Origin of the sequence: Nitrosomonas sp., assembly GCF_040240425.1 — a bacterium.
Lineage (GTDB): Bacteria > Pseudomonadota > Gammaproteobacteria > Burkholderiales > Nitrosomonadaceae > Nitrosomonas.
This window is the reverse complement of sequence record NZ_QPHG01000005.1, coordinates 117,814-136,733: the sequence shown is the minus strand read 5'-3', so window position 1 is coordinate 136,733 and position 18,920 is coordinate 117,814. Positions and strand designations below refer to the sequence as shown.

The following is an 18,920-nucleotide window of genomic DNA, read 5'->3' as shown; positions in this document are numbered from 1 at the left end:
TACTTTCTACCTGCACTTGAAAGAAACCGAATTTCGTTTTAATCATCGCCGTGATAATCTCTATCATGAAATTCTTAAATTGTTACGTTTAAACCCGCTTTAACTTCCTAAGACCCTTGATTTTATAGACCAGATGGACAAAACCAATAAATCCAAACAGATTTAAGAGTAGTCTGTTTCTTTGATATACCGAGAGTAAGGAATTTCACAAACCCTGATTACCGGAAGCGTGCTTGACAATCATTGACCTGAGTTATTCACGCTCACTGCTGGTAACGCATGTATGAATCACTTTAAATGCAAAAAACAAAAAAGCCACAGAGAAAATCTTATCTCCGTGGCTTCTGAAATTTGTTTCTAATTACACTGCGCTACGGCGGCGTGCTGAGAAACCGATCAAACCAAGACCAGCCAGTAACATTGCATAGGTTTCTGGTTCTGGAACAGCCATGATGTATTCATAACCAAAAGTTGCTGATTGACCGTTAGCAATCGCGCCCAAATCATATGCCAGGTTAATTGAACTGTCTGCAAAACCATAATTACCAATTGCTTGAGCTGCAGATAACATTGCAGCAGGATCAACTGGGCTGCAGCAGCTGAATGGATCGATATAACCAGCAATGTTAAATGCCGATGCACTGGTTGTGTTAGCCAGGGTTAACGACCATCCATCCAAGCTGGTAGCTCTTACAGCAGATGCATTTCCTAGCCCCAGAATTTCGTTTGTTGTACCAAATCCGAAGCCAGCTGGAACACCTTGATCAGCATCGATACCAACACCCCATTGCACGCCGGTTGCATCAGCACCGGTGTTGTTGGTCAATTGAATTTGAACAGCTACGTGACCACTTGCTGGAACACTGACTGTCTCAACCAGACTCCAGCCGCCACCGCCACCGCCAAGATTGGTAACAACGGAAATGCTACCACCTGCACCAAAAGCAGTCGTTGCTAATGGATTGTTACCGGCCACTGAATCAGCAACAGCAACAGATCCGCCGTTGGCATTGAGCGACCAGTTGGATGCGTATGTGCCCAGATTAACAAATTCTCTGCCGTTGAAGCTTAAGCCGAGTGCGCCAGCAGGTGAGAAATAACCTGCATCGTCAATCGTTGCGGAAGTAGTGCCGAAACCGCTGATTAAGGTTGGAGCAGCTTGCGCTGCAGAAACAAACGAACCGCACAAAGCGATTGCTACAACTTGTGCCAGGCAATTTTTTCTCAATTCGAATTTCATAATTAACTCCTTAAATTTATCGGTGCAACATAAAATAGTTGTTAGAATCTTCGCTCTTCACAACCAACTAAAATCTCAAACCACCCATTAATCAATTAAACTTTGTATGTTTCAATGCAAAATTTATTTAACGATTACAGCGTGTTCCATTATAGGTTTGATTTTTTTTAAGTACATAGAACATCTTTCCCTTTTTATTAGTACATGTGTACTGCAATTGTCACGCCGTAATATTCACTATTTCGCGCTGCTTTGAATTTGTGCAGAACTCAATTTTGTTTTAGTTAACGCCGTGATAATCTTCGTTATGCGAAGCAACAACAATCCACTTCCGATGATTTATAACTATCACCGCCAATGACCACACTAGAAGAACAGACTACTGCATCGACCGGCAAATGTGACACACATGACGAACCGATCAAGATTGTCAAAACCGGCAACGGCAGCATTACATTACTGGGAACCGCGCATGTTTCAAAAGCCAGCGCGGATAAGGTTCAAGAGTTGATCGCCACCGGACAATACGATGCCGTGGCGGTTGAGTTATGCCCAAGCCGGCATAAAGCCATCGTGAATCCCGACGCGATGGCTAAAATGGATTTATTCCAAGTGATCAAAAACGGTCAAGCGAGCATGGTCGCGGCCAGCCTCGCATTAGGCGCATTCCAGCAGCGCATGGCGGAGCAATTCGGAATTGAACCGGGGGCGGAGATGCGGGTTGCCATCAAGGATGCGCAAGCAGCGCAATTACCGGTGTTGCTGATTGACCGCGAAATCGGCACGACCATGAAACGGATTTATCACAGCGTGCCATGGTGGAAACGCATCAACATATTTGCCGGTTTGATTGCCAGCGTTATCAGTCAGGAGAAATTCAGCGCGGCGGAAATCGAAAAACTGAAAGAAGGTGATGTATTGGAAAGTTCTTTTTCGCAATTCGCGGAAGATGAAAAAGATTTGTTCCGTCCGCTGATCAGTGAACGGGATGAATACATGGCCGCGCGGCTCATCAAAGAATGCCGGGAGAACAATTACCAGCACATTTTAGCCGTGGTCGGCGCCGGGCACTTGAATGGCATGGCAAGGCAATTCGAAGAGCATCCTATGGATAATCCGGACGAGCGCATTGCACAACTGGACAACATCCCGCCACCATCGCCGTGGCTCAAGCTCATCCCCTGGTTGATTGTTGTATTCATCTTGGCGGGCTTCGTCATCGGCTTTATGCAAAGCCCGGATATCGGCATCAGCATGGTCATGGATTGGGTGCTGATAACCGGTGGATTGTCCGCAGTGGGGACAGCCATCGCTTTTGCGCATCCGTTATCCATTCTGAGCGCTTTCCTGGCGGCTCCCTTCACAACGCTGCATCCTGCCATCGGCGCCGGAATGGTCGTAGCGGCTGTTGAAGCCTATTTGCGCAAGCCCAAGGTCAGTGATTTTAACCGGCTCAGAACCGACACAACCAGCTTAAAAGGCTGGTGGAATAATCAAGTCACTCGAATTTTATTGATTTTCATTTTTTCGTCACTGGGTGCCGCGATCGGCACTTATGTAGCCGGATTCCGGATTTTCGAGCAACTGAGCAGCAGTTAAATCACGAGTATCGTAACCATGTTCGGCTTCTTCGAGCGCTTGATCGACCCGTACCCGCCGGAGCACCCCGCCGAACCGCCGCAGGGGCTGTATCAATTCTGCCGCCACTATATTCGCGGCATTGAGCGTTATCTGGTATTACTGGCGTTGCTGACCACGCTTTTGGCCATCAGTGAGGCGATGCTCTACAGCTTGGTCGGTCAAATGGTCGATTGGCTGGCAGCGCATAAAACAGAATACTTCTTTGAGAGCGAATGGCCGACGCTGCTGGCCATGTCGATCTTCATTCTGATATGGATTCCGTTATTGGTGTTGTCGCACGCTTTAGTGATTAACCAGTTGCTAATGGGCAATTTCCCGATGCGCGTGCGCTGGTTATCGCATCGTTACCTGCTTAACCAAAGCTACGCATTTTTTCAACATGAATTCAGCGGACGGATTGCCGCCAAAGTCATGCAGACCGCCCTGTCGGTGCGCGAAACCGTGCTAAAACTGCTCGATGTCATTTTGTTCGTCATCATTTATCTAGCCACAACCCTACTGTTAGTAGTTAACGCCGATCCTTATCTGTGTTTGCCGATCTTGACCTGGTTGATTTTATACATCGGCATACTGCTGTATTTTGTGCCGCGTTTAAAACGTATATCCACTTTACAAGCCGATGCGCGCGCGTTGATGACAGGACGCATCGCCGACAGCTACACCAATATTCTGACACTTAAACTATTTTCCCAGAGCGAGCGGGAATCCGCCTACGCGCAAGCCGGGATGGAAGAATTCATGGCCACGGTTTATCCGCAAATGCGCTTGGCAACCGGTCTGAATTTCAGCGTCTGGACCATCAATATGCTGATGGTATTCGCAACCGGCGCGCTGGGGCTCGCAATCTGGCTGCAAGGCGGTATCGGTCCTGGCGCGATCGCGATTGTCATGAGCTTGGCGATCCGGATGACGGGCATGTCGCATTGGATCATGTGGGAAGTCAATGCGTTGTTTGAAAATATGGGCACCGTACAAGACGGCATCAACACCATTTCCAAACCGCAGCGTGTCACGGATGTGCCGGATGCCAATGAACTCACCGTAGTGCAAGGCGCGATCGATTTTAATCACGTCGTTTTTTCGTACCACCCGGAACAACCCGAATCGCTGCGTATTTTATCCGGTCTCAGTTTGCATATCGCCGCTGGCGAGAAAGTCGGCATCGTCGGCCGTTCGGGCGCGGGCAAATCGACCTTCGTCAATCTGTTGCTGCGTTTTTACGATACCCAGCAAGGCAACATCACCATCGACGGGCAGGATATCCGCACCGTCACACAGGATAGCTTGCGCGCCAACATCGCCATGGTAACGCAGGATACTTCGCTGCTGCATCGCTCGGTACGCGACAACATTCTATTCGGCAGACCGGATGCCAGCGACGCGCAAATGATCGCAGCCGCCAAACAAGCGCAAGCGCATGAATTCATCCTGGGATTGCGCGACATCAAAGGCCGTACCGGTTATGACGCGCACGTCGGCGAACGCGGCGTGACGCTCTCCGGCGGGCAACGGCAACGCATCGCCATCGCCCGCGTGCTGCTCAAAAACGCACCCATCCTGGTGCTGGATGAAGCCACATCGGCGCTGGATTCCGAAGTCGAAGCCGGTATCCAGCAAAGCCTGTATCAATTGATGGAAGGTAAAACCGTCATCGCCATCGCGCACCGCTTGTCGACCATCGCAGCAATGGACCGGCTCATCGTTTTCGATAAGGGTCAGATTGTCGAACAAGGCAGTCACGCCAGACTCATCGCCAACAATCAGCTCTACGCGCAACTGTGGAATCATCAATCGGGCGGTTTTCTAGGATTGCTGGAGAACGAACGCACATGACACCGGCACAGTCACTTCCGTAGCGCCAAACTAACGCATAATTTCCCGTTTATTCCAAGTTGTTAGGAAGGAATATCAGGACTACAATCGTGACATTCCATGCTTTTGCGCGCAAACAATTTCTTATCAAAGCACCCTGCACGTTCATGATCGCGACTTCAAATCAACAAGTAACGCGTTTAACTTGGATTCGGCTGCTGCTTTCTCTCTTATTTTCAGCTACGACTGCGGTCATGGCACAAAATATGCCGTTGAAACAAGATATTTCCGACGCTTCGCTTGCCGAATTGATGAGTACCAAAATATCGACTGTTTCACGCAAGCCGCAAACCTTGAGCGACACGCCTGCAGCGGTTTTTGTCATTTCCCAGGAAGATATCCGCCGCGCCAGCGCCAATAGCATCCCCGAGCTGCTGCGCATGGCGCCCGGTTTATCCGTGGCGCGCATCGATGCAAACAAATGGTCGGTGACCTCTCGCGGATACAGCGGCCGGTTTGCCGACGACTTGCTGGTAATGATCGATGGCCGTACGGTCTATTCTCCGTTGTTTGCCGGAACATTCTGGGAAACACTGGATCTGCCGCTGGAAGATATCGAACGTATCGAAGTCATCCGCGGACCGGGCGGGGCCAACGACAGCTGGCGCATGGGAACGGCCGGTTTTCGCGCCGATTGGGATATCAACGACAGCAACGCCGTGACTTTTCAAGGCCAGTAGTATTACGGCGGCAAAGCGGGGCAAAATACTGCTTTCATCAATCCTGCGGAACCCGAGTCAGCCATTACGCGCGCGGAAGACGCCAATTTGGCCGGTGGACATGCGTTGGTGCGCTGGCAGCGCACCACGAGCGAACGTTCGAATACCGCACTGCAAGTGTATTATGATCGCACGCATCGCAACGAGCTATCTTTCCGGGAAACCCGCCAGACCGTCGATATAGATTTTCAACATCGCTTCCCGTTGGTAGTCCCTTTTATTCCAGTGCAACCGGATATCGTCTGGGGTGGCGGTTATCGCTGGACCGTCGATCACTTGGGGGCAGGATTGCCGATTTCCTTCGACCCTATCAGGCGCGGCTTGCAAACCGGCAATGTCTTCGCGCAAGCCGACGTGCCGCTGGTAGAAGACCGGTTAAAACTGACGGCTGGGATTAAATTTCTCGATCACACCTGCACACACGGAAATTTCTTACCCAATGCCCGCTTGCTGTGGACACCCGATGCTAAACAGTCTTTCTGGTCTTCTGCAACCCGCTCGATACGCTTGCCATCCCGCTTTGAACGCGACGGCAATCAGTTGATCCGGGACGGCGCGGAATTTATCCGCCTCATCAGCAATCCGCATCTGCTGGCCGAGACCCTGTGGGGATTCGAAACCGGTTACCGGCGTCAGATCACATCCGATCTGTCGGTCGATATTGCGGGATTTTTCAACGACTATGATCATTCCTCCAGTGAATCGGAAGTAGCACCGGCAACGATTCAGATAATGGATCAGCGCCACACGCACATTTTCGGTTTTGAGGTTTACGGTCAATTGAATGCATTTGATCGGTTGCGTTTCATGCCGAGCTATAGCCACTTGCAAGTGAGAAACCGGGTACCGCTGGGCCAGGAAGTTGAATCGGGCGGAGATCCCAAGCATCAATTCACCCTGCGCACGCAACTGGACTTGGTCAAGAACGTTGAACTGGATGCTTTTTTCCGTCACATCGATAAATTACCGGGGCTGAGGGTGGCCAGTTATCAGGCGCTGGATTTGCGATTGGCATGGAAACCCAGATCGAACATGGAATTGTCCGTGATTGGACAAAACTTACTGCAATCACACCATCAGGAATTCGCGCCTGAGTTGATCCCGACGATGCCGGTGCAAATTCAGCGCGGTGTTTTTGGCCGATTTACTTTGCGCTTCTAACAATATCGCACGATGACAGCATTGCTTACGTTATTCATTCATCACTTTTGCAGGATATTCGTATCCAGAACACCTTATGCAAAATTTGGGATGATATTCTATATCGCAAGCATCGGCTTCGCAGCGGATGTGCAGGCGGATGAAGCGGCTGAATATATGCTGAAAGCCGCTTTTTTGTATAACTTCGCGATCTTCACCACCTGGCCTGACCGCACCACGGATAATTTTAACCTTTGTATTTACGGAAAAGATCCTTTCAGTCAGGATCTCGACTCATTAATGCGGAAAAAGCATATCAATGACCGCAAAGTGATCATCCATAGAATCAATACCATTGACCGCCTCAGTCAATGCCAGCTGGTATTTATTTCCCGCGCCGCGATCGGCGATTTAGCGGACATCATCGATGACCTGAAGGATAAGCCGGTTCTAACCGTTGCGGATAGCCCCGGTGTAAGCCAGCAAAGCGTTGTACTCAACATGAATGTCAAAGATGACAAGATCACATTCGAAGCCAATCTGACAATGGCCAGAAAAGCAGGATTGAGCTTAAGTTCTCAATTGCTGCGCCTCGCCACCAAAATACAGCGGTAACAAAAGCCACAATCCATCCATCATTTCATCGATTACAAAAGCAATGGGTTCTTGCCGATTTGTTTTATCAATGAAAGTTTTTAAACGAATACTTCAAATAGAATAAGATAAATCCTACTTTTCTTCTTTTTGATTTTAAGTTTCGCATGCTTTAATCCCAGAATTTAAGAATTTAACCAGCTGATCGTGTGCACATCACAGAAACAATCTTCTTTCAGCAAAAATTGCCGCGTAGGAAGAGACTTACTCTTTTGTTTGTTCTGCATACAATCGCTACCGATTCTCGCCACGACGAATCTGGAGCAAATGAGCTTGGGAGAATTGATGAATATCAACATCATCGGCGCTTCCAAATACGAGCAGAAGCAACAGCAAGCGGCAGCGGCTGTCAGCATTATCACGCGCAAGGATATCCGCACCTATGGCTGGCGCACGCTGAATCAAGCTTTGGCGAGCCTGCCGGGCATTCATCCCACGTATGATTATCAATATGAATATTTGGGTTCGCGCGGTTTTGGATTACCGGGGGATTTCAATACGCGCGTGCTGATCACCGTCAATGGCAACCGCATCAACGATGCCACATACGACCAAGGACCGACAGGACGGGATTTTCCACTCGACATCGATCTGATTGAGCGCATCGAATTCATTCCCGGTCCCGGTAGTGCAGTGTACGGCCAGAATGCCATGCTCGGCGTGGTCAATATCGTGACCCGCAAAGGCGCCGACATCAAAGGCGCCGAGCTGTCAGCTTCGTACCAAACCGCCGAAATCATGCCGCAAGAGCGCGTCACACTGGGCAAACAATTCGATAACGGTACCGATGCGCTCATCTCATTTTCCGGTTTGCAATCGCGCGGCGCGGATCGTTTCTTTGAATTCGGCGATGCTGGTGTCTCCGGTATCGCGCACCGCCTGGATGACGAAAATGTTAAGCAGATGTTCGCGCGCGCCTCGCATGGCCCGCTATCGTTCGATTTTATCTACGGCAACCGGCACAAGGGCGATCCAACCGGCATGTTCTTTTCCGATCCCCTGGTAGCGGGCCAGTTCCAGCGCGACCAGCGCCTCAATACACAAATTCAATATAACGACAATTTTGCCAATAACACCTTAAACGTACTTGGACGAGCGTTTCTCGGCCAATACCGCTATGATAATCCGATGATTTACGGCGGTGACAGAACCTTATCCACCGGCCCCAGCGATTGGCATGGCGTTGAATTGCGCTTGCTGTCGACGGCGCTTACCGATCATAAGCTAATGGCGGGCTTCGAGTACCAAAACAACACCAGCATCAAACAAACTTTCCAGAATTTCAGTTCTCCGGACGAAAATGTAACCATCAAAAGCGCCGTAATGCGCATCGGTGTGTATCTCCAGGACGAGTGGCGTATCACTGACACGTTGTCCGCCACCGTTGGCTTGCGTTACGACCATAACCACTGGATCGGTAGCCGCCTGAGTCCGCGCGGCGCGTTGATCTGGCAGGCCACGCCCAAAGCCACATTCAAAGCGCTTTATGGCCGCGCGCACCGTTCACCGAATTCATACGAACGTGATTATGGCGACAATATCTCACAGGTCGCGAACCCCGGACTGCACAGTGAATCCGTCGATACCGCCGAATTGGTCGCGGATTATCTCGCTCAGCCTACCCTGAACCTGCGCGCGAACGTCTACGCCTGGGATATATACAACCTCATTGCGCTCGGTATCGATCCGCTCAGCGGATTGTCCCAGTATCAGCAGAATTCCAAAAAGGTGGTCGCTAGGGGCGCGGAACTGTCGCTCGATAAAACATGGGATTGGGGTGCACGTTTGCGCGGCAGCTTCGGCATCCAAAATGCAGAGCAGCAAAATTCCCATCTGCCCAATTCCCCCTATTATCTCGGCAAACTCAATTTTTCCCTGCCCATCCCACTGATTACCGGATTGCGGGCCGGTTCTGAATTGCAATACTACGGCAAACGCAAAACGCTCGATGGCTCCAATACCGACAGCTACGTGCTTGCCAATCTCAACTTAGTCACGAATGTTCCGCAAGTAAAAGGATTGGAAGCCTCGCTCAGTATTTATAACTTGTTTAACGAAAACTATTTGCACCCGGCTGCGGATACCAATTGGCAGAATACATTCTGGCAGCCCGGACGGACGATTCGCTTCAGGCTGGATTATCGCTTTTAAGTGCACATCGATATGTTATTTGAACAGCTTTACAAGCAAAAAACACCCGCAGCAATGCTTTATAGCAAGGCATTGCTGCTATCCCTGCTTTTCACTCAAGCGATACCTGGCTATGCCGCCAAGGATCTAGAGCAGATGAACATAGAAGAATTAATGAATATCCGTGTCGTGGGCGCTGCAAAATATGAGCAGAAGCAACAACAAGCCGCTGCCGCCGTCAGTGTGATTACACGCAAGGATATCCGCACCTATGGTTGGCGCACACTGAATCAGGCATTGGCGAGCTTGCCCGGCATTCATACCACATACGATTATCAATATGAATACCTGGGTACACGAGGCTTTAGTCAGCCCGGAGACTTCAATTCTCGTGTACTGATTACAATTAATGGCAATCGCATCAATGACGCGACCTACGATCAAGGCCCTACGGGACGGGATTTCCCGCTCGACATCGACTTAATTGAGCGGATTGAATTTATTCCCTGGTCTGGCAGCACGATCTACGGTTTGAATGCCATGCTCGGCGTGGTTAATATCATTACCCGCAAAGGCGCGGACGTAAAAGGCGCTGAACTTTCGGCATCGTATCAGACGGCAGAAATCATGCCGCAGGAACGTGTCACCTTGGGCAAACAATTCGAAAATGGCGCTGATGCTCTCATTTCTTTCTCCGGTCTGCAATCCAGGGGCGCGAACCGTTTCTTTGAATTCGGCGATTCCGGTATTTCCGGTGTGGCACATCACATGGACGGAGAAAACGTCAAGCAAATGTTCGCTCGTGGTTCGTATGGCCCGCTTTCATTTGACTTCATTTACGGCAATCGAAAGAAAGAAGATCCAACCGGTGCCTATCTATCCGATCCGCTGTTACTGGGTCAGTTTCAGCGAGATCGCCGCCTCAATGCACAAATTCAATATAACGATAATTTCGCCAACGATACGTTGAACGTGCTCGGACGAGTGTTCCTGGGTCAGTACCGCTATGAGAACCCAGCGATTTACGGCGGCGAGAGAACCCTATCAACCGGCCCGAGCGATTGGCACGGCGCCGAATTACGCTTGCTTTCAACAGCGATTACCGATCATAAGTTAATGTTCGGCGTTGAATATCAAAATAACACTGACATCAAGCAAACATTCCAGAATTTCGACAATCCCGTTCAGAATGTCGCGCTCCACAACTCTGTTCTGCGGATAGGCGCTTATATTCAGGATGAATGGCGCATCAACGACGCTTTGTCTGTCACCGCGGGGCTACGTTATGATCACAACAAGTGGATTGACAGCGTCTTCAGCCCTCGTGGCGGATTGATCTGGCAAGCGAGCCCCAAGGTTACATTCAAGGCGTTGTACAGCCGCTCGCATCGCGCACCCAATTCGTTTGAGCGTAACTACAGCGATGGCACTTACCAAGTTGCCAATCCAGGATTACAGAGCGAAATGACGGATACCGCGGAGATTGTGGCGGATTATCTGCCACTGCCCAGCATGAATTTGCGTGCTACCGTTTATCAATGGGATATGCATAATATCATCGCAGCCGGTGTCGATCCGATCAGCGGGCTTTCGCAATATCAACAAACGGGGAAAAGTGTCTTAGCCAAAGGTACTGAGCTATCTCTCGACAAAACATGGGATTTCGGTGGCAGGCTGCGCGCGAGCTATGGCCTCCAGAATGCCGAGCAACACAATTCCCATTTGGTCAACTCACCGTATCATTTAGGGAAAATTAATATTTCCATTCCGATACCGCTGATCACGGGCTTACACGCCGGATACGAATTGCAATACTACGGCAAGCGCAAAACACTCGACGGCACCCATACCGACAGCTATGTGCTCGCCAATCTCAATTTGGTCACCAACGTCCCGCAAGTGAAAGGATTGGAGGCTTCGCTCAGCATTTATAACTTGTTCAATGAAAACTATCTGCATCCGGCGGCAGATAACAATTGGCAGAATACTTTCTGGCAGCCCGGACGTACCGTGCGGTTCAGAATGGACTATCGTTTCTAAGCACGCCGATATGACATTTCCGCTTAAGATGCTCCGCCAGCAAGCACAACGCATAGTCAAGATTATGGCTATGATCGGCTGCATTGCGTTATCAGTGCACTCGCCCGTGACACGCGCCGAGCAACCGTCAGAATACCGTTTAAAAGTAGCTTTCCTTTATAATTTCATCGCTTATACTGAATGGCCGGAGCAGCAAAGCCTCAATTTGAATTTTTGCATTTATGGGGATGATCCATTTGGTGAACATCTACAACATTTACGCGGCAAAAAAACCAGCGAGCAAGTGATCGTGATTCAACACAAGAACACTATCGAAGATCTCTCCGCGTGTCAGATTGTTTTTATTTCCCGGTCGGTTATTCACGATCTGGGCACCATCCTCAATCAATTGAACGAGAAGCCGATATTAACCATCAGTGACAGCCCAAATGCCAGCCTGCAAGGTGTTGTGATCAACATGTCTATCAAAGAGGGTAAAGTAACATTTGAAGCCAATATCGCACGCGCGAAAAGAAATGGCTTAAAACTCAGCTCTCAATTACTACGTTTCGCCAGTGAGGTATATCAATAATGAAGAGTTCATCATCGGCCACCGTAACATTACGCGCCAAATTGCAGCAAATCAGTTTTGCCACACAAGGCACCGCCATGCTGCTGGTTGCAACATTGGTAATTTTGAGCAGCTTCTTCATCAGCTTTTTCTCGTTATTACAGACCAGTCAGTCGACAGCGAAATTACTGGCGGAAAATGCAGTAGCCACCTTGATGTTCCAGGATAAGACGACTGCCGAAACGCTGTTACACTCCCTCAACAACACCCCGGAAGTAAAGGCTGCGGTTATCTATAATGAAGAAAAAAAACAATTTGTGCAGTACTCGGTTGAGAACAAATCGCTCCCGGAATCCTTGCCGGCATTGACCGAAAACTATACGTCGGATATTCATTCATTAACCATCACCCAGCCCATTTACTTCAATGACCAGCTTTTAGGCGGTCTTTATCTGGAAATTACCCTGGCTCCGCTGTATTGGCAGATTCTTTGGTATGTTGTCATTACCCTCGCCGCAGCGATCATCGCTTTATTCGTCGCCAACCTGATGCTACAGCGATTTAACCGTTCCGTGCTCGACCCGCTCAACGAGCTTTCTTCCGTGATGGTGCATGTCACCACCAAGGCGGATTACACCACACGGCTGAAACCGGGTGCGATTACCGAATTGAATACGCTATCTAAGGGATTCAATAACATGCTGGAGATGATCCAAGAACGCGATGCCAAGCTGGCAAACCATCTCGATCACCTCGAAGACGAAGTCACGAAAAGAACCGCCGAACTGGTACTGGCGAAAGAATCCGCTGAAGCCGCGAGTAAAGCCAAAAGTGAATTTCTGGCCACGATGAGCCACGAAATCCGTACGCCGATGAACGGCATTCTGGGTATGACTGAGCTGTTACTGGATACACACTTGGACAAGGATCAGCGCCGTTTTGCAGATACCGTCCAAAGCTCAGGGCAACATCTTTTGGGCATCATTAACGACATTCTTGATTTCTCCAAAATCGAGTCGGATCACATGGAATTGGAAATCATCGATTTTGATTTGGTCAAGATGATTGAAGACACATTGGCTATGTTCGCGCAGCCCGCAGATAAAAAAGGCCTGGAGCTGGCGGCACAGTTTACCCCGCCCAATATCGCCTTCATGGTGCGCGGAGACTCATTCCGGTTACGTCAGATCATCGCCAATCTGCTTAATAATGCCATCAAATTCACTTCAGAGGGCGAAGTAGTTATCCGCACCACGCTGACCAATGAATCGGGGACACGATCAAATATCAGCATATGCGTGGAAGATACCGGAATAGGCATTCCTGCAGAGTATCATGACAAAATTTTCCAGCATTTCTCTCAAGCCGATGGTTCTACAACGCGCCAATATGGCGGAACCGGACTCGGATTAACGATCTGTAAACGATTATTGGAACTGATGGACGGGAGCATCCATGTCGAAAGCTTGCCGGGGCAAGGTTCCAAATTCTGGATACATGTGCCGCTGGAAAAATCGCAGCTGGAATACAACCATTCCTCCAATATGGCCGATTTAATTGGCATCAGAGCATTGGTTGTCGATGACAATCAAACTAACCGGGAGATTCTTAAAATACAGTTGCAGAACTGGCAAATTAACGTTGTGTGCGCCAATGGGGCCGAGCAAGCGCTCATGTTCATGAACAAGGCGCTGGAAAACAACGAGCCCTTTCATTTAGCCATTTTGGACATGCACATGCCCAAAATGAACGGCTTGCAATTGGCCGATAAAATTTATGCGCACCCCGTCATGCGTAAAACGCGCATGATGATGCTCACTTCAACTCATAGTGATGCAAGCCAGCTGGAAAGACAAAGCATCGGAATTCTGCGTTGCGTCAATAAGCCAATCCGCCAGAAGGAGTTATTTGAAATTATCCGCGACGTAATGAGCCGCGATCTCGCCAAATCGGCCACAGAGGCTGTTATTGAGCAAGCTCCACCGGTTCAGCTTACAACCGGAATAAAGGGCAGGATCCTGGTCGCTGAAGACAATCCGGTCAATCAAGAAGTGGCTAAAGCGATGTTGAACAGACTTGGCATGGAGACAACCATTGCGAGCGATGGAAAGCAAGCGGTAGAACTGGTTTACAACAATCCGTACGATATCATCCTCATGGATTGTCAAATGCCGGTGATGGATGGCTTTGAAGCAACCTCGGAAATTCGCAAGCAATACGGCAATATCCCCATCATTGCACTGACGGCAAATGCAACCGAAGATGATCGCACCCATTGCTTAAATGCCGGAATGAACGACTTTCTTTCCAAACCCTACTCAATCGATCAATTGCAGCAAAAAATCACGGATTGGTTATCTAAAGAAAAAAGTAACCCATTGAATGCTGTAAAATTAGAAGCTATTGATATGAAACATGATGCTAACATTATGCCTGTACTCAATCCAACACGGCTGAATCAAATCCGGGAACTTGATTCATCGGGTGGAGATAGCTTACTGAACAAAATTCTGCAAGCTTTTCTCGAATCCGCTGAAAGCAATATCCGCCAGCTTGAACAAGCTCTCTTGAATTGTGATGCTGATAGTCTGCGCCAAACGGCCCATGCGTTAAAATCCAGTTCGGGCAATATTGGCGCCGAAGACTTATCCGCCATCTTCAAGCAACTGGAAGCGGATGGCCGGTCAGGAGAACTCGCTCATGCGCAAACGCTACAGCAACACATGCAGCAACAATACCAAAGCGTAATTACCGAGATTAAAAAAATACTCAATCCATCGTGACAACAGAATCTTTCAGAATCCTACTGGCCGATGATGATGCAACGGTCAGATTACTGATGCAGGCCGCTTTAGAAAAAGCAGGCTTCAATGTCACCGTGGCATGCGACGGCGTGGAAGCGGTTCGCTTGTTTGAAGCAGGGCCTGCGGATATGGTCATGCTGGATGTTGAAATGCCGGGTATGGACGGTTATGCAGTTTGTTCGTATTTACGGAAGAAAGCAGGCGACGAATTACCCATCATGATGGTCACCGGAATGGATGATATGCAATCAATCAACCGTTCCTTTGAAGCCGGCGCGACCGATTTTATCGCCAAACCCATCAACTGGAATCTAATCGCCTATCGCATTTTGTATTTGCGGCGCGGTTATCTAAACATGCTCGCGCTCAAAGTTGCCAATGCACGCAGTACAGCAATTTTCAGCGCCATCCCCGATACCATGTTCATCTTGAACGATAAAGGCAAGATCATCGACATCTGCAGCCACCCGGATAACACACCTTGGTTGACTTCCGGTGCGGAAAACACGTTAGGCCAAAGCCTACCGGAACAAATTGTCAGCCTTTATCTGGATGCGGTTAATCGTGCACGCAGCCACGGCACGGTGGAGCTTTTCGAGTACCCGCTCAAACTGGCCAACGGCAAAACCAGATACTATGAAAACCGTATCGTGATTATAGATCCTAAGGAAACACTGTGCCTGGTGCGCGATATCACGGAACGCAAAGACTCCGAAAACAAAATATTTCATCTCGCTTATTTCGATAATCTGACCGGATTGCCCAATCGTCAATCGTTCATGGAGCGCTTGGAAGGAGAAATCAAACGCGCCCAATTTACGGGTAACAAATTAGCGGTACTGTTTCTCGATTTGGATGGATTCAAAAGTATCAATGACACCATGGGGCACAATACCGGCGACACCATTCTACAGTGGGCGGCCGAACGGTTACAAAGCAGCACGCGCCCTTCCGACTTTGTTTCCCGCAATAATGCCGAACAGCCGGAAGTTAAACTCGCCCGCCTCGGGGGTGATGAATTTACGGTTGTCATTCCCAATCTTCCGCGCACCGAAGATGCACTGATTTTGGCGCACCGCATCCGCGAAGCCATGCGCCGCCCTTTTCAGCTTGAGAGCCGCGATGTCGTGTTAACCGCCAGCATCGGAATTGCTTTGTATCCGGACGATGGCGCAGACGCGGAAACTTTACTCAAGCATGCGGATACAGCGATGTATCACGCCAAGAATGAGGGCAGGGATAATTGTCAGTTCTACAACGTCGACTTGACCTTTCAAGCCGAGAAACGCATGCATCTGGAAAATGATTTACGCAATGCATTACAACAGAATGAATTTTATCTTGTCTACCAGCCGCAACTGGATGTAACGGAAGAAAACTTCCAGTCGGTGGAAGCGCTGATCCGCTGGCAACATCCTAAACAAGGGCTTATTTCGCCGCTTGACTTTATTCCGCTGGCGGAAGAAAACGGCTTGATCATTCCGATCGGTGACTGGGTGCTACGAACCGCCTGCACCGAAGCCGCGCAATGGTATCAACGCGGACGGCCGTTACAGGTTGCAGTCAACCTATCGCCGCTGCAAATCAAGAATCCCGATTTCGTTAAAAATGTGCTCGATATCCTGGCGGAAACCGGTTTTCCGCCAGATAAGCTGGTATTGGAAATTACCGAGGGCGCCTTGATGGAGCATAGCGAGAATACCTTGGCGACACTGCTTGCGTTGCGTGAACATCATATCCAAATCGCCTTGGATGATTTCGGTACCGGTTATTCGTCGATGAATTATTTAAAGCGCTTACCCATTAATAACATCAAAGTGGAACAGAGCTTTGTGCGCGGCTTGCTAGATAAAAAAGAAAATCTCGCGATTGTCCGGGCGATTATTTCGTTATCGAAAAATCTTGGCTTTTCCGTTACCGCCGAAGGTATCGAGTCACTGAATCAGGCGCAGGTCTTGAAATATTTCGGCTGTGAAACTTTGCAAGGCTACTATTTCAGCAAGCCGATCACGATGCAAGAAATGCTCGCGCTTACCGATAAGCAGTGGCACATTGAGCCACTCAGACCGAATGGAGTCAATCATGAAAGTAGCTGACATTAATCAATTAAATATCAGCTCTTCACTGCCCAGTCCCAAAGGCGTAGCGCTCGCCCTGCTGGAAGCCTGCCGGCAAGAGGATGTCACCATCAGTGAAATTACCAAACTGATCCAGACCGATCCGGCACTCTCAGGCCGTCTGATTCAACGCGCCAATGCCACCAAACAAACCACACGTGCGGTTTCATCGATCTCGGATGCAGTGTCGCGTGTCGGTTTGACCGCAGTCAAGCAACTGGCCATGGGTTTCTCCTTGATCGACCAATATCAGAAAGGCTCCAGCCAAGGGTTTGACTACCAGGAATTCTGGTCGCACTCGTTGTTGATGGCGATCGCCATGCAAGAATTGGGCAAAGTAACCCGAGTGACAGCACCTGATGAATTATTTGCCTGCGGTCTGATGATGCGTATCGGTTGCTTGGCATTGGCTTCAATCTACCCGGACAAGTATTCTGAAATACTGCTGCAACAATCGCCTGACATTACATTGAGTCAATTGGAACAACAGTATCTGCAAACCGACCATAACGAATTGACGGCAGCCATGTTGATCAATTTCGGCTTTCCCACGATTTTTGTCGAATCCATTTACTATCATGAAACCCCGGACGAATCAGGTTTTTCCGAAGGCTCCCGCCCGTACCAGATTGTGCATCTGCTGTATTTGGCAAAACAAATCGCGGATTTCGCTGTAACCGGAGAATCCACACGGAACCAGCATATCTCCGCACTGATACTGCTGGGCGGAAAAATTGGCCTGGACACCGAAACATTCGGTGCTTTTATCGACCAGATCGTTCAAGAATGGCACGCTTGGGGAACGATATTAAAGATTCCAGTCATGGACTTTCCTCTGCCATTCCACAAGATGATGAACGCTTCGGCGCCACGCCCGGAAAACGCAACTAATGCCGCTGCATTGCGTATCCTATTAGTCGAAGATGATCCCACCAGTCTTATTCTCACTAAAGAATTGCTCGCCAATGTACTCGGCCACACCGTGTTCACCAGCGGTGACGGTCAACAAGCGTTAGCGCTAGCAATGGAAGTCTTACCGCATATCGTTATCACCGATTGGATGATGCCAGTCATGAACGGACTGGAACTGACTCGATCCCTACGCGCGACCGAGTGGGGGCAAAATTTATACGTCATCATGCTGACCAGCATCGAAGATGAAGAAGAAGTCATTAAGGCATTCGACGCCGGTGTGGATGATTACGTTACCAAGCCTATTAACATCCGCGCTTTCCGGGCCCGGTTGCGGGCAGCCTGGCACTACCGGCAACTGCAGGAATCCTGGGAGCGGGACCGCGAACAACTCAAGCGTTTTGCCGCTGAACTGGCGGTTACCAACCGCAAACTGGAGTACTTTGCCTTAACCGACATGCTCACGGAGTTACCGAACCGGCGCTCCGGCATGGAAGCGCTGGCGGAAACCTGGAGTGTCGCCAACCGGTCTGGGCAATTGATGGCTGTGATGCTCCTCGACATTGATTATTTCAAAGCAATCAACGACAACTACGGCCATGCGGTGGGTGATAAAGTATTGAAAGAAATATCCACGATCATCCGCAAAACCGCCCGTAAAGGCGATACTTTTTGCCGCATGGGCGGTGAAGAGTTTTTGGTCGTATGCCAGCTCGGAAATTCGGATGCCAAATCGGTTATTCAGTTCGCCGAAAGACTGCGCCAGCAAATCAGTCAGCAACAAATCAATATCGGTGAAATTCATATCCAAGTCACGATCAGTATTGGTGTTGCGTTAAAAGAATCCGGCATGAAAAGCGAAGACCATTTGGTCAATGCAGCCGATAAAGCGCTCTATGCCGCCAAAAACGCAGGAAGAAATCGGGTTTTTCTGACATTTAAAAACAGACTCCTGGCAGCACCGTCGGTCATCGCAAAACCTCCGATCAAAACTTAGTCCGCAAAAACTCTTCTTTTTTGGAAAAACAAACCTGAACTTGCTGTAATTAAGGTTTTGAAGAATTCTCTGACACAGTATCATGGCAACTTCTGACAGATATC

12 protein-coding genes and 1 pseudogene are annotated in these 18,920 nt (G+C 49.2%); 12 read left to right on the top strand and 1 reads right to left on the bottom strand.

From position 1 onward, the window contains the following. Positions 1-103: pseudogene (locus tag DU481_RS03190) on the top strand (IS1595 family transposase); the annotation flags it as partial. A 258-nt stretch (positions 104-361) separates the two neighbouring features. On the opposite strand, the gene DU481_RS03185 reads toward DU481_RS03190, so the two are convergent. Next, entirely contained in the window at positions 362-1,240 is an 879-nt protein-coding gene (locus tag DU481_RS03185; RefSeq protein WP_350132489.1) for a PEP-CTERM sorting domain-containing protein, read from the bottom strand. A 357-nt stretch (positions 1,241-1,597) separates the two neighbouring features. Between DU481_RS03185 and DU481_RS03180 the strand changes: the two genes are divergently transcribed. From DU481_RS03180 to DU481_RS03130, 11 genes are all read left to right on the top strand, one after another. Further along, on the top strand, positions 1,598-2,839 hold the full coding sequence (locus DU481_RS03180; RefSeq protein WP_350132486.1) for a TraB/GumN family protein: 1,242 nt from the start codon (positions 1,598-1,600) through the stop codon (positions 2,837-2,839). A gap of 18 nt (positions 2,840-2,857) precedes the next feature. After that, positions 2,858-4,714: an ABC transporter ATP-binding protein gene (locus DU481_RS03175; RefSeq protein ID WP_350132483.1), complete on the top strand. Its 1,857-nt coding sequence runs from the start codon at positions 2,858-2,860 to the stop codon at positions 4,712-4,714. 89 nt (positions 4,715-4,803) lie between these two features. Continuing rightward, the gene (locus DU481_RS03170; RefSeq protein WP_350132480.1) at positions 4,804-5,433 is read left to right on the top strand and encodes a TonB-dependent receptor plug domain-containing protein; all 630 of its coding nucleotides are present in this window, start codon (positions 4,804-4,806) and stop codon (positions 5,431-5,433) included. An 87-nt stretch (positions 5,434-5,520) separates the two neighbouring features. Further along, on the top strand, positions 5,521-6,633 hold the full coding sequence (locus DU481_RS03165) for a TonB-dependent receptor plug domain-containing protein (protein WP_350132477.1): 1,113 nt from the start codon (positions 5,521-5,523) through the stop codon (positions 6,631-6,633). A gap of 90 nt (positions 6,634-6,723) precedes the next feature. Next, on the top strand, positions 6,724-7,227 hold the full coding sequence (locus DU481_RS03160) for a YfiR family protein (protein WP_350132474.1): 504 nt from the start codon (positions 6,724-6,726) through the stop codon (positions 7,225-7,227). A 255-nt stretch (positions 7,228-7,482) separates the two neighbouring features. Continuing rightward, entirely contained in the window at positions 7,483-9,417 is a 1,935-nt protein-coding gene (locus DU481_RS03155) for a TonB-dependent receptor plug domain-containing protein (protein WP_350132471.1), read from the top strand. Continuing rightward, positions 9,418-11,436: a TonB-dependent receptor plug domain-containing protein gene (locus DU481_RS03150; RefSeq protein WP_350132468.1), complete on the top strand. Its 2,019-nt coding sequence runs from the start codon at positions 9,418-9,420 to the stop codon at positions 11,434-11,436. It begins immediately after the preceding gene. Between the two features lie 10 nt (positions 11,437-11,446). After that, positions 11,447-12,007 (top strand): YfiR family protein, encoded by a 561-nt coding sequence (locus DU481_RS03145; RefSeq protein ID WP_350132465.1) that lies wholly within the window; start codon positions 11,447-11,449, stop codon positions 12,005-12,007. Continuing rightward, positions 12,007-14,769 (top strand): response regulator, encoded by a 2,763-nt coding sequence (locus DU481_RS03140; RefSeq protein WP_350132462.1) that lies wholly within the window; start codon positions 12,007-12,009, stop codon positions 14,767-14,769. The genes DU481_RS03145 and DU481_RS03140 overlap by 1 nt, the downstream gene beginning before the upstream one ends. Next, positions 14,766-16,886, top strand: coding sequence for an EAL domain-containing protein (locus DU481_RS03135; RefSeq protein WP_350132459.1), 2,121 nt, complete (start codon positions 14,766-14,768; stop codon positions 16,884-16,886). Before DU481_RS03140 ends, DU481_RS03135 begins: the two co-directional genes overlap by 4 nt. After that, complete coding sequence (locus DU481_RS03130) at positions 16,873-18,816, top strand: GGDEF domain-containing response regulator (RefSeq protein ID WP_350132456.1); 1,944 nt, start codon at positions 16,873-16,875, stop codon at positions 18,814-18,816. The genes DU481_RS03135 and DU481_RS03130 overlap by 14 nt, the downstream gene beginning before the upstream one ends. Positions 18,817-18,920 lie beyond the last annotated feature (104 nt).